The organism is Bombella sp. ESL0385 (assembly GCF_009725755.1).
GTDB classification, from domain to species: Bacteria; Pseudomonadota; Alphaproteobacteria; order Acetobacterales; family Acetobacteraceae; genus Bombella; species Bombella pollinis.
In genome coordinates this window covers 21,238-33,649 of the sequence record NZ_WNIJ01000002.1, presented here as the reverse complement: position 1 = coordinate 33,649, position 12,412 = coordinate 21,238, and the positions used below count along the sequence as shown (strand labels likewise).

Annotated in this window: 11 protein-coding genes; 6 read left to right on the top strand and 5 right to left on the bottom strand. The window is 53.5% G+C overall.

Translation table 11 applies throughout. The features are described 5' to 3' along the window. The first annotated feature begins 47 nt into the window (after nucleotides 1–47). Complete coding sequence (locus GM557_RS06440) at nucleotides 48–491, top strand: SufE family protein (RefSeq protein ID WP_155573576.1); 444 nt, start codon at nucleotides 48–50, stop codon at nucleotides 489–491. 91 nt (nucleotides 492–582) lie between these two features. Here GM557_RS06440 and GM557_RS06435 read toward each other — a convergent pair whose 3' ends face one another. Continuing rightward, nucleotides 583–891 (bottom strand): hypothetical protein, encoded by a 309-nt coding sequence (locus GM557_RS06435; RefSeq protein ID WP_155573575.1) that lies wholly within the window; start codon nucleotides 889–891, stop codon nucleotides 583–585. A 220-nt stretch (nucleotides 892–1,111) separates the two neighbouring features. Continuing rightward, nucleotides 1,112–3,562, bottom strand: coding sequence for a membrane-bound PQQ-dependent dehydrogenase, glucose/quinate/shikimate family (locus GM557_RS06430; protein WP_155573574.1), 2,451 nt, complete (start codon nucleotides 3,560–3,562; stop codon nucleotides 1,112–1,114). 361 nt (nucleotides 3,563–3,923) lie between these two features. On the opposite strand from GM557_RS06430, the gene rpmI reads away from it, so the two are divergent. The 5 genes from rpmI (at nucleotide 3,924) to lpxB (ending at nucleotide 9,475) form a co-directional block, all read left to right on the top strand. Continuing rightward, on the top strand, nucleotides 3,924–4,127 hold the full coding sequence (rpmI, locus tag GM557_RS06425; RefSeq protein WP_099026756.1) for a 50S ribosomal protein L35: 204 nt from the start codon (nucleotides 3,924–3,926) through the stop codon (nucleotides 4,125–4,127). A 14-nt stretch (nucleotides 4,128–4,141) separates the two neighbouring features. Then, a complete protein-coding gene (gene rplT, locus GM557_RS06420) occupies nucleotides 4,142–4,495 on the top strand; it encodes a 50S ribosomal protein L20 (RefSeq protein WP_099026755.1) in 354 nt (117 codons plus the stop codon). A gap of 179 nt (nucleotides 4,496–4,674) precedes the next feature. Beyond that, entirely contained in the window at nucleotides 4,675–5,745 is a 1,071-nt protein-coding gene (gene pheS / locus GM557_RS06415) for a phenylalanine--tRNA ligase subunit alpha (protein WP_155573573.1), read from the top strand. A gap of 1 nt (nucleotide 5,746) precedes the next feature. Then, the gene (gene pheT, locus GM557_RS06410; RefSeq protein WP_155573572.1) at nucleotides 5,747–8,215 is read left to right on the top strand and encodes a phenylalanine--tRNA ligase subunit beta; all 2,469 of its coding nucleotides are present in this window, start codon (nucleotides 5,747–5,749) and stop codon (nucleotides 8,213–8,215) included. Nucleotides 8,216–8,251: 36 nt separating this feature from the next. Next, nucleotides 8,252–9,475, top strand: coding sequence for a lipid-A-disaccharide synthase (gene lpxB / locus GM557_RS06405; protein ID WP_155573571.1), 1,224 nt, complete (start codon nucleotides 8,252–8,254; stop codon nucleotides 9,473–9,475). A 9-nt stretch (nucleotides 9,476–9,484) separates the two neighbouring features. Here lpxB and trpS read toward each other — a convergent pair whose 3' ends face one another. The 3 genes from trpS to GM557_RS06390 form a co-directional block, all read right to left on the bottom strand. Continuing rightward, nucleotides 9,485–10,474 carry a tryptophan--tRNA ligase gene (gene trpS / locus GM557_RS06400; protein ID WP_099027028.1) on the bottom strand — a complete coding sequence of 330 codons (990 nt, stop codon included), beginning with the start codon at nucleotides 10,472–10,474 and terminating at the stop codon, nucleotides 9,485–9,487. Nucleotides 10,475–10,585: 111 nt separating this feature from the next. Next, on the bottom strand, nucleotides 10,586–11,077 hold the full coding sequence (locus tag GM557_RS06395) for an FKBP-type peptidyl-prolyl cis-trans isomerase (RefSeq protein WP_370513453.1): 492 nt from the start codon (nucleotides 11,075–11,077) through the stop codon (nucleotides 10,586–10,588). Nucleotides 11,078–11,128: 51 nt separating this feature from the next. Next, nucleotides 11,129–12,361, bottom strand: coding sequence for an argininosuccinate synthase (locus tag GM557_RS06390; protein ID WP_155573570.1), 1,233 nt, complete (start codon nucleotides 12,359–12,361; stop codon nucleotides 11,129–11,131). Between the last annotated feature and the right edge of the window lie 51 nt (nucleotides 12,362–12,412).

Genomic DNA, 12,412 nt, shown 5'->3' with positions numbered 1-12,412 from the left:
GCAGGTTATGATGATGCGGTCTATGGGCCTTAGAGGGGGGTAAAAGCATGGTTCATCACACATCCTGCTTTGTCCAAGCGCAGGGAGAGACCGCTGCGGATGCCATTGCAGCGATTGGGGATGAGTTAGCTCTCTTTGATGACTGGATGGAGCGTTACCAATATATCATCGAATTAGGGCGCAAAATCCCAGCCTTCCCGCAAGAGTGGCAAGATGATGCTCATCGGATACCGGGTTGCCAAAGCCAAGTATGGTTAGAGGCAGAGGAGCGCGATGGTCGTTTATTTTTTGCAGGGGCCTCCGATGCTGCGATTGTGCAAGGGCTAGTGGCTTTATTATTACACGTCTATTCTGGTCGTACACGGGAGGAGATTTTAGCCACTCCGTCCTCCTTTTTGCATGACCTTGGCTTGGTAAAGGCTCTATCGGCTAATCGTGGTAATGGGGTGGAGGCTATGGCGCACTCTATTCGCCAAAGAGCTTTAGCATAATATACGGTCATTGACGTTATAATGGAAAAGGGCCCTCTGGCAGATGTACCAGAGGGCCCTTTTTTAGGTCAGAGATTACAGGAGCTTCTGCTTATTGCGCGGCTGGGGCTGCAGGCTCAGCCGCATTTGGTGCAGGCATGTCAGATTTCATCGGATTTACGTTGTCTTTTGCAGCGTCGGTAACGGCAGGTTTTGCTGCTTTTTTACCGTTACATTTTGCAAATTGACCTTTCTCATTACGGCAAGGCTTTGCTTTTGGCTTCTCGCATTTTGCAAACTGCCCTTTTTCATTACGGCAAGGATGAGTCTTTCCATGGGGGGCAGGGGTAGCAGCAAGAGCCACTTGGCTTGTTAGGGCACCAGCGATAAGAGTAAAGGCGGCCATACGGCGAAAGGTCATGAGAGTGTTTCCTTTTAAAAGAGGATGGAACTGACTATCCGTACTTTATACAAAACTGTAAGAGGGTGATAGTGACCTCTATGTCATTTTTTAATAATTACCCAAGGATATTACTATCTGTTAGTATTCTTCTTTAAGAAGTGAATGATGTTTATAAAAAAGGGAAGCCCCCGCTAAGGAGCTTCCCTTCTTATATGTAATAATAGCCTATATCAGACCATTATTTTTTATTGTCGTCTTCTGGCAAAGCATAGGCGATAAGGTAATCACCCATTTTGCTCAGAAAAGAGCCATGACCACCAGCATAGGTGACAATATATTGCCGCCCATTAATGCGGTACGTCATAGGGGAGGATTGCGCCCCAGCAGGGAGACGGTCCTTCCAAATGACATGGCCAGTCGTCATGTCATAAGCGCGGATATAATAGTCCTGCGCGGAGGTAAGGAAGGCCAGATTCCCTGCCGTAGCAAGTGGCCCACCCAAGCTTGGCACGCCGATTTTGATAGGCGGTAGCGGTATGGGCAGAGCAGAGCCATGCAAGGAGTCCCGCAATGTCCCATTACGGTGCCGCCAAACAACCTTGTTTGTCCGCATATCAATCCCTGCAATTTCACCCCAAGGCGGCATGCGGCAAGGGACCGGCAAACCAATCTTCAGTAAGAGTGGGTCTAGGAAGGGATGGAGGTTAATGGCGTAGGGAATCCCATAATTAGGCTGAATCCCGGTCTCACCACCACTACCGGCTTTCTTTTGGTTCGGGTCTGGCCAACGGGGGTTACCCGGCCCACGCGGAACGAGCGTTGAGACAAACGGGATGGAGATGGGGTTTGTAAAGGCCACCTCACGCCGTGGGTCCACAGCAAGGCCACCCCACTCGAACATACCGAGGTCCCCGGGGAAGACCAATGTCCCTTGGGTAGATGGTGGCGTGTAGGGGCCCTCATAACGCAGACTATGGAAGTAAATGCTACATACCATTTGGTCTAGGATGGTAGCCCCCCACATATCACGGTCAGAGAGAGGATTCTTAGGCCGTAGGTTCAGCTCGGAATGAGGCTGAGTGGGGCTTGTATAATCGCCAGTCGCAGCACCACCGGGGGCGGGCTTTTCAGCCACAGGGACGATAGGCGTACCCGTACGGCGGTCCAGCACAAAAATATCGCCACTCTTAGTAGGAACATAGATGGCTGGCACAAGGCTTCCATCTTTCTGCGTGATGTCAACCAAATTAGGCTGGGCAGAAACATCCATATCCCAAAGGTCATGATGGACGGTCTGGTAGGACCAAACTAATTTCCCCGTATCAGCATTAAGGGCAATAATCCCCGGCGGATAACGCTCGGCATCTTTATCACGATATCCACCCCATTGGTCAGGCGTGCCAACACCCATGGGGATGTATACGATGTTCAACGCCTTGTCGTAAGAGGATACGGACCAAGAGTTGGGGGAGTTGGGATGGAAGTGCGGATGCTCCTCGCTAGGCATTTCGTTGGGGTCTGGGTTTGCGGCATCAAACACCCAAACAAGTTTGCCTGTATAGACATCATAAGCGCGTGTCGCGCCAGAAGGCTGCTGAACGGAACCATTATCCCGTACTGCACTATTAACGATAATCAGCTTATCGGTAACGACTGGCGGGGAGGTTGGCGCATATTCACCAATAGTTGTGTAAGGTTGGTGGGAGAAGCGAAGGTCTACTTGCCCATCTTTCCCAAAGCCGTGGCACACTTGCCCCGTTTGGGCATCAATCTCGACAATACGGCCATCATTAACCATGGCGATAATGCGTTTTGCACAATCGGTCGTTGCAACAGGCTGGCCATCACTATCAAGAGCATTAGCGGGTGTTGTATGCGCACTCACCCCACGGCATGTTAAATGCTGGAAGGTTGGGTTGACGTTAATTTTGGGGTCAAACACCCATTTCGTCTTCCCTGTTACAGCATCAACCGCGAAGACCTTTTGATGCAGCGAGCAGAAGTAGAGCGTGTTATCGAACTCAAGCGGCGTGGCCTCATTCGTGGCTTCACCGGGGTCGCGGGATTTATCCAGCACATCCCCTGTACGCATAATCCATGCGACTTTGAGCTTATTGACGTTCTGGGTATTGATTTGGTCTAGCGGAGACCAATGGTTACCATCCTGCGTACGCGCATAAGCAGGCCAGTCATTATCGGGAACATTCTCCGGGTTTGCTGGGCTGGCATTAACATGCTCGGTCGGTAAGGAGCCGTTGATGTTATGCGGGTCCATAAAGGCGGAGACAATCAACGCCAAAGCCGCCAATACAACGCCAAGGCCAAGCGGCCCCGTTGCGAGATGATTGGCCGCTAAAGGACGCCGAACAAAGGGCAGAAGCAGCACAACACCGATGATGAGTACGACATCAAGGCGGGGTACTAAGCTCCAGAAATCAAGCCCAACGACACAAAGAGCCCAAATGATAGTGCCAAATAGCACAATGGCATAAATGGCAAGGGCAATGGGGTGTCGCTTAAAGAGATAAAACGCGCTGAGTAAAATACCCAACCCGCTTAGGAGATAATAAAGGGGGCCGCCTACGCAGAGGGAATAAATCCCTCCTACAATGAGCAGCAGACCAACAAGTGCCATCGCAATGGCAACCAAACGGGTCCAGATTCCCCCCGTATGGGGTGTGGAGGACATGGACAAGCCTCAAAAAAAGGTTAAGGTTTAGGTGACCTATATAATATGGCCCTTGCGGTTTGTCTGCATGGGCCATCCTTCATTTGTCTTAAAGCACAGGGAAGGGGTTCGGGGTCAAGCATCTAAGTGCAATAAAATGAGCGGTTGTAGGCAGCTTTGTCATAATCTTCACATTTTTTGGAGGGTTTCGTGTGCAGGGGTGAGAAAAACATATTTTCCCCTTGAGGAGGGGCGCAGTTGCCCCTATAAGCGCGGGAGGTTGTACACGCGTCCGGGCCGATGATGAGGCATGCCTGGCCGTGTAAGTTCTCTTTGACCATGTAAATGACAGAGAGAGCGGCTGAATTGTAAGGAGATAAAAATGCCCAAAATGAAGACGAAGTCTTCGGTCAAAAAGCGGTTCAAGATCACCGCGACCGGTAAGGTAACGTGTGGTCCGGGTAACAAACGCCATGGCCTGATTAACCGTCCGCAGAAGATGAAACGTAGCAACCGTGGTCCGCAGGTTATGACGGATATGGATGCACGCACCATCAAACAGTGGGCACCCTACGGGCTGTCATAAGGAGATAAACGACCATGGCACGTGTTAAACGGGGTACGACCACCCACGCCCGTCATAAAAAGGTTCTTGACCTCGCTAAAGGCTATCGCGGGCGTTCTTCCACCAATTACCGCATCGCGTTGGAGCGGGTCGAGAAGGCCCTGCGTTACGCTTATCGTGACCGCCGCAATAAAAAGCGTGAGTTCCGTTCTTTGTGGATTCAGCGCATCAGCGCAGCCGTGCGTGAGCATGGGTTGACCTATAGCCGCTTCATCAATGGCCTTAATAAGGCTGGGATTGAGATTGACCGTAAGGTCCTTGCAGCAATCGCCTATGATGATGCAGCTGCTTTTGCTGAGATTGTGCGCAAAGCTCAGGCGGCTCTCTAATTAAGAGCCGTCCCGCTAGCCCCTTACATGCGAGGGAGGGGCGGGAACGTAATGATTAGCGGGCTGCTCTGATTAAGTCGGGGCAGCCCGTTTTTCTTACAAGCTGCTTCAGAGATTTTTTGCCCCAACAGGGACGGGAAAACTCTTTGAAACAGCTCGTAGAGGGTGAAGGACAGGCTATGGCCAACGACCTTGAAAATCTAAAGAATGACACAATCGCAGCCTTGCAGCGTGCCAGCACACATAGTGAGTGGGATGCTGTGCGGGTGGGTACATTGGGGCGGTCTGGGACGCTAACTGGTCTGTTGCGTCAGCTTGGTTCCTTCTCGCATGAGGAGCGTAAAGAGCGCGGGCAGGCTCTTAACCGTCTGCGGGATGAGTTGACACATCTTATTGAGCAACGCGGACGAGAGATTGAGGCTTTGGCTCTCCAGCAGCGTTTAGCTGAGGAGACGGTGGATATTACGCAACCTACCCCTACGGCCCCGGTAGGGTTGATTCATCCCATCAGCCGTACGATTGAGGAAATTACAACCATTTTTGGGGCTATGGGCTTTCATCTAGCAGAAGGGCCGGATGTTGAGAGCCAGTGGCATAATTTCTCAGCCCTGAATACGCCAAAGCACCACCCCGCGCGGACGGAGCAAGATACATTCTACCTTCCTGCCCTAGAGGGTGAGGAGGAGCTGCGTGTTTTAAGGACGCAGACCTCTGGCGTGCAGGTGCGTACCATGTTGCAGGAAAAACCACCTATCCGCATCATTGCCCCGGGGCGGACTTACCGTGCCGACCATGATGCCACCCATTCCCCGATGTTCCATCAATGTGAAGGTTTGGTGATTGAGAAGGGCATTACCCTTGGCCATTTAAAAGGATGCCTGACCGAGTTCTTGCGGGCCTTTTTTAATCAGCCTGATTTGCCAGTGCGCTTCCGGGCCTCGTATTTCCCCTTTACCGAGCCTTCTATGGAGATTGATATTGGGTGGTCGCGCGAGACTGGGGCTATTGGTGCAGGCGCGGATTGGCTGGAAGTCTTGGGGGCGGGGATGGTCCATGCCCGTGTGCTGAGCAATTGCGGGCTGGACCCGGCAGAATGGCAAGGCTTTGCCTTTGGTATGGGCATTGAGCGGCTCGCTATGTTGAAGAACGGCATTGCTGACCTACGCTCTTTTTATGAGAGCGATTTACGCTGGTTGCGTCATTATGGCTTCTCAGCTTTATCCCCAGCGACTTTGACGGAGGGCTTGTAACATGAAGTTTTCACTCTCATGGTTGCGGGAGCATCTCGATTTTACAGCCTCTTTGGAGGAGATTTGCGCAACATTAAACCGTATCGGCCTTGAGGTTGAATCGGTTGATGACCCGACAGAGCGTTTATCAGGCTTCCGCACGGCAAAGATTGTGGAGGCCACGCGCCATCCTGATGCCGACCGCCTCCAGCTATGCCGCGTGACAGCAGGCGAGGGGTATGAGGAGGTTCAGGTCGTTTGTGGTGCGCCAAATGCGCGTACGGGGCTGCATGTTATTTTTGCTCCACCGGGCACTTATATTCCCGGTAGTGATATCACGATTAAACCCGGCAAGATTCGGGGGCAGCTCAGCAATGGGATGCTCTGCTCCTTACGAGAGCTTGGCATTGGTGAGGACTCTGATGGCATTGCCGAATTGCCAGAGGGTACGCCTCTTGGGGTGGATTATGTCCGTCATGCCAAGCTGGACGACCCGGTAATAGAGATTGGCATTACTCCCAACCGGGGGGATGCGTTGAGTGTACGCGGTATCGCGCGGGACCTCGCAGCGGCGGGGCTAGGGCATTTTAAGCCATGGCTTGTCCCTACGGTGGAGAGCGAGGGGGCGAGCCCTATCCAGTGGGTGTTGGACCATCCCGCTTGCCCATATGTTACAGGGCGTTTGATTCGCGGTGTGAGGAATGGCCCAAGTCCGGCTTGGCTCAAGCAGCGGTTAGAGAGCGTCGGGCTACGCTCCCAATCAGCGTTAGTTGATATTACAAATTATTTGATGATGCATGTGGGCCGCCCGCTGCATGTCTTTGATGCGAACCGTTTAAAAGGGAACAGATTACTGCTCACCTCTGCCACGCGGGAGCAGTTTCGTGCGCTAGATGGGCAGGATTATGTCCTTGGTACGCATGACCTTGTGATTGCTGATGAAGCCGGGGTGCAGTCCCTTGCCGGTATTATTGGCGGTGAGACCAGCGCGGTTACGGATGACACAACGGATGTTTTTGTTGAATCCGCTTTGTTCGACCCCGTACGCATTGCCCTGACAGGCCGTCGCCTTGGGGTGCAGACTGATGCTCGCTATCGTTTTGAGCGTGGGGTGGACCCCGCTTTGGTACGCACAGGGCTAGAGGCTGCAACTTCGTTAATTGTCGAGCTATGCGGTGGCATACCGAGTGAGGTGACCGAAGCCGGAGCGGAGCCAGACTGGCAGCGTACAGCTACTCTGCGCTTTGCACGGCTTGCGACGCTTGGCGGGTTGGAGATTGATGCGGATAAGGCCGTGATGATTCTTGAGGCTTTAGGCTTTGAGGTGAAAGAGCGGGGGGAGGGCCAGGCTGTCTTTTCCGTTCCATCATGGCGCAATGATGTGGCCTCTGGTCGGGTCCTTGCACAGGCGCATAGTCTGGATAAAAGCGTTGCAGAACGTGCTGCTGCCCATGTTACGCAGATGGAAGCGGAAGCAGACCTTGTTGAGGAAGTCTTGCGCATCAGAGGGTTGGATGAGGTCCCCGCTCAGCCCCTGCCACAACCTCATATGGTCCCCCCCGCTGCGGTGACGGCAGAGCAAAGCCGCGCTGCACTCTTACGCCGCCTTTGTGCAGGCCGGGGCTTGATGGAGACTGTTGGCTTCTCCTTTGTGTCAGACCAAGATGCCGCTTTGTTTGAGGAGGGGCGGGAGCAAGACCGCTTGCTAAACCCGATTGCAACGGACCTCAACCAGCTTCGTCCCACGCCGGTTATTAATCTGCTGCGGGCGCTAGGGCGTAATATTGCTCATGGGCAGGGCTTTGCGGGCGATGCTGCCTTCTTCGAGCTTGGGCCGTGCTTCGGGCAGGAGGGGGACCGCCTTATCCTTGCTGGTGTGCGTGGTGGGGTGAGCGCACGCGCCCCCGGCCATGTGGCTGAGGAGCCCTCATGGATGGAGGCCAAGGCTGATTTATGGTCGGCTCTACTCACTCTTGGCATGGCAGAGGCGTCTTTAAGCTGCACAGCCGATGCACCAGACTATTATCATCCGGGACGCTCCGGTGTGGTGCGGCAGGGGCCGAAGCTTGTTCTTGGTCGTTTTGGGGAGCTGCATCCCCGTGTGGCACGTCATTTCGGCTTGAGTGGGACCGTGGCTCTGTTTGAGCTAAATGTCGCAGCGGTGCCCCTGCCGAAGATGAAGCGCAAAGCCGCGCCAGCCTTATCGGCTTTGCAGCCTGTACGGCGGGATTTTGCCTTCCTTGCTGATAAGGCGGTGCAGATTCAAGATGTGCTTAAAGCCGTACGTATGGCGGATCGTAAATTGATTACTGATGTTCGGCTTTTTGATATTTTTGAAGGTGGAACCGTGCCTAAAGGTCAACGCTCTTTGGGGGTGGAGGTTGTTCTTCAACCACAAAAAGAGAGCCTGACAGACGCACAGCTTGAGGGTGTTATGGCTGCGGTGGAGGCGGCCGTCCATAAAGCGACTGGCGCGACATTGCGCCGCTAAGCCACAGCGTCACACGAGACGAAGGGAGCGGAAATTATGGTAGATGCGGGCCCTCCTGTAGAAGGTGATGTCCCCCTTTACCAGCATGGCCGTGTCATCTGGATTCTCGCGGGGGAGCCGAGTGGCGATAGCATCGGGGCACGTTTGATGCAGGCTCTGCATCGGATAGACCCGATGTTGGTTTTCGCAGGCGTAGGGGGAGGGCGGATGGAGGCGCGTGGCCTCCGCAGCCTTTTCCCGATGGAAGACCTCACAGTGATGGGGTTTATGGAGGTCCTCCCGCGGTTGCGTTTGCTTTCGCAACGCTTGGTGGAGGCAGAGCAGGATATTGAACTCCGCCGCCCTGATATTGTCATTACGATTGATAGTCCCGGTTTTGCGTTCCGTCTCCTGCGCCGCGTGAGGCGGCTGAAGGTGCGGCGATTGCATTACGTTGCCCCTCAAGTCTGGGCATGGCAGGAAAAGCGGGTGAAGCATTATCGTGGGCTATGGGATAGTTTGCTTTGCCTCTTCCCCTTTGAGCCAACATGGTTTGCTGAGCGGGGCTTTCATGCTCATTTTGTAGGGCATCCCATTTTGCAATCGGGCGTGCCACATGGTCGGCCAGAGCGTTTTTATAAACGCCATGACCTTAGGCCAGAGAGCCCGGTTTTGCTGCTTATGCCGGGTAGTCGTGCCTCCGAGGTGCCGAAATTACTGCCTGTTTTTGAAAAGACGTTAGAGCTTTTATATAAGCAATTTCCAGACCTCCAGCCGGTTATCCCAGCGACATCAGGCATGGCCCCCCTCGTGCGGAAGATGGTGCGGCATTGGGCTGTTCATCCCTCTATTGTGACGGATACGGAGGATAAGCATGACGCCTTCCGCGCGGCAGATTGTGCTTTAACAAAATCTGGCACCTCGACTTTGGAGCTCGCCATTGGAGGCGTGCCGATGGCGGTGACGTATAAGGTCAATCCGCTCTCTGCTGTGTTGGGGCGGTTCTTGCTCAAAGTGCCATATATCTCGATTGTGAATATTCTTGCCGGGCGGGAGATCGTGCCGGAGTTAGTGCAACATAATTGCACACCGCAGAAATTAGCCGAGGAAGTAACGGCCCTGCTCACAGATGAGGCCAAGCGTAAGGCTCAGCAAGAGGCCTTTGGTACCGTGCTGGCTATGTTACAGGCCCCCGAAGGGGATCTCCCCGCTATGGCAGCGGCAAAGCAGGTTCTAGCTTTGATGGAGACCCCACTAGATGAGCTACGTGCTCATGAGTAAGCGGCGGTCTTAACGTAGGAAGCCTACGAGTTTTTCCGCCTCACTGACAATCGGTTCAGACACGGCGCGGGCCCGGTCTGCCCCTTGGCGCAATACATTGAGAAGATGGCCCTTATCATCCATCAGGCGGCGCGTTTCCTCCGCAACGGGGGCTAGTGTCTCTACCAACAGGTCCGCTAAGGCTTGCTTAAAGGTCCCAAAGCCTTGGCCTGCAAATTGGTTTAGGACATCCGCTAAGGATGTGTTGGACATAGCAGCATAGATGGTCAGCAAATTACGGGCTTCTGCGCGGCCCTCTAGCCCCGCTTCCTCGCTTGGTAAAGGCTCTGCATCGGTACGGGCTTTGCGGATTTTCTGCGCAATTTCGTCCGCTGTGTCATTCAGCACAATGCGGCTTTGGGCCGATGGGTCGGACTTGGACATCTTCTTACTGCCATCGCGTAAGCTCATCACACGGGCAGCATGGGGGGGGATGAGAGGCTCAATTTGTGGGAAGAACTCAACGCCCATGTCATGATTAAACTTTTGGCCAATATCGTTAGCTAATTCCAGATGTTGGCGTTGGTCGTCCCCTACAGGCACGCGCGTAGCATGGAAGGCGAGAATATCGGCCGCCATAAGGTTGGGATAGACATAAAGCCCTGCGGAGTGATTCTCGCGATTCTTTCCCGCTTTATCCTTAAATTGCGTCATGCGGTTTAGCCAACCAAGGCGGGAGACGCAGTTAAAAATCCAGCCTAGCCGTGCATGGGCACTAACGGCAGATTGATTGTAAAGGCGGGTTGGGTCGATGCCAGAGGCGAGTAAGCAGGCGGTGGAGGCTAAGGTCTGCTCCCGCAAAGCTTCTGGTGACCATGGCATGGTGAGGGAGTGCATATCCACGAGGCAAAAGAGGCAATCATGGTCCTTTTGCAAGGTAACCCAGTTACGAATGGCCCCAAGATAATTACCAAGATGGGGGATACCTGTCGGTTGAATCCCTGAGAAAACGCGCTGCATGAGCATGGTCCTGAATTAAAAAAGGGGGAGGAGACGATAAAAGCCGCCCCGCTTGGTATGGAAGGGGGCGGCAAAAGCTCTCATTATGGTGCTGATAAAGGATAGGCTTTATTATTGTAAGCCTGCATCATCCTCAACACCGAGAAGCTGGATTTTGAAGATGAGCGGGCTATTGGGGGGGATAACCCCCATGGAGCGTTTACCATAGCCTAATTTAGGCGGTACATAGAGCTCCCACACATCGCCAACACGCATAAGGGGGAGGCCCTCCATCCATCCCTCAATCACACCATCAAGGGGCATTTCCATATAAGCGGCCCCTGTGTGCATCTCTGAGGAATCAAAAATGCCACCGTCAGGTAAGCGGCCTTCATAGATGATCATCATCGTGCCCCCCTTTTGGGGGTGAGGGGAATCTTTAGGGCCAGATTTTAGGATTTTATAGGCCAGACCATCAGGCTGCTTATGCACACCGGGTTGTTTATAGACCTGATCCATAAACTGCTGAGGGCTTAATTCCTGTTTTGGTTTGCCTGCACAGCCCGCCAGCCCAATAAGGCCCGCGAGGATACATATTGGCAAATAACGGAAGAAAGAACGCAGGGAATGGGACATAAAATGCCTCTCTATGAAGACGACCAACAAGGACATGGCTTAGGGGGTGCCGCCGCGCCGCCCTTTATTCGCACCCAAGCGCAAGCGTAGCGCATTGAGGCGGATAAAGCCTTGTGCATCGACCTGATTATAGGCACCTTCATCATCCTCAAAGGTAACAACACGGGCATCATAAAGGCTATCGGGGCTTTCCCGACCCACGCAGATGACATTCCCTTTATAAAGCTTCAGCCGGACGCGCCCATTAACGGATTTCTGGCTGCTATCAATCAGGGCTTGGAGCATGTGACGCTCTGGGGAGAACCACAGGCCGTTATAAATCAGCTCTGCATAGCGCGGCATGATGCTATCTTTGAGATGCGCAGCTTCACGATCCAGCGTGATGGATTCTATAGAGCGATGAGCTTGGAGCAGAATCGTTCCACCGGGTGTCTCGTAAATCCCACGGGACTTCATGCCAACAAAGCGGTTTTCCACAATATCAAGGCGACCAATACCGTTAGCTTTGCCAAGCTCATTGAGGCGGGCCAGCAAGTTAGCCGGGGAGAGGGCCTCACCATTAATAGCGACTGGGTCACCATGTTTGAAGTCGATGGTGATTTCTGTTGCTTTATCCGGTGCAGCTTCTGGAGAGATTGTGCGTTGGAAGACAATCTCATCAGGCGGGAGGGAGGGGTCCTCCAGAATCTTCCCTTCAGAGGAGGAGTGCAGCAGGTTCGCATCGACAGAGAACGGAGCTTCACCGCGCTTATCTTTTGTGACGGGGATTTGATTCTTCTCGGCGAAGTCGAGCAGCTTCGTGCGGGAGGTTAGGTCCCATTCCCGCCAAGGAGCGATGACTTTTACATCAGGTTTAAGAGCGTAATAAGCTAGTTCGAAGCGGACTTGGTCATTCCCCTTGCCGGTGGCCCCATGGGCTACGGCATCAGCCCCCACAGCCTCGGCAATCTCAATCTGCCGTTTAGAGATGAGGGGACGGGCAATGGAGGTGCCGAGCAAATATTGCCCCTCATACACCGTATTAGCGCGGAACATGGGGAAGACGTAATCCTTAACGAAGGTCTCCCGCAAATCCTCAACAAAAATCTCTTTTACGCCGAGGGATTCAGCCTTACGGCGAGCTGGCTCTAGCTCCTCACCTTGGCCAAGGTCCGCTGTGAAGGTGACGACCTCGCAGCCATAATGCTCTTGCAGCCAGCGGAGGATAACTGATGTATCCAACCCGCCAGAATAAGCCAGAACAACTTTCTTAATGCCTGAGGCTTTGCCCATGATTGCTCTATATCCTCTGCTGAAAAAACAGAAACCAACTGTCGTTACGCG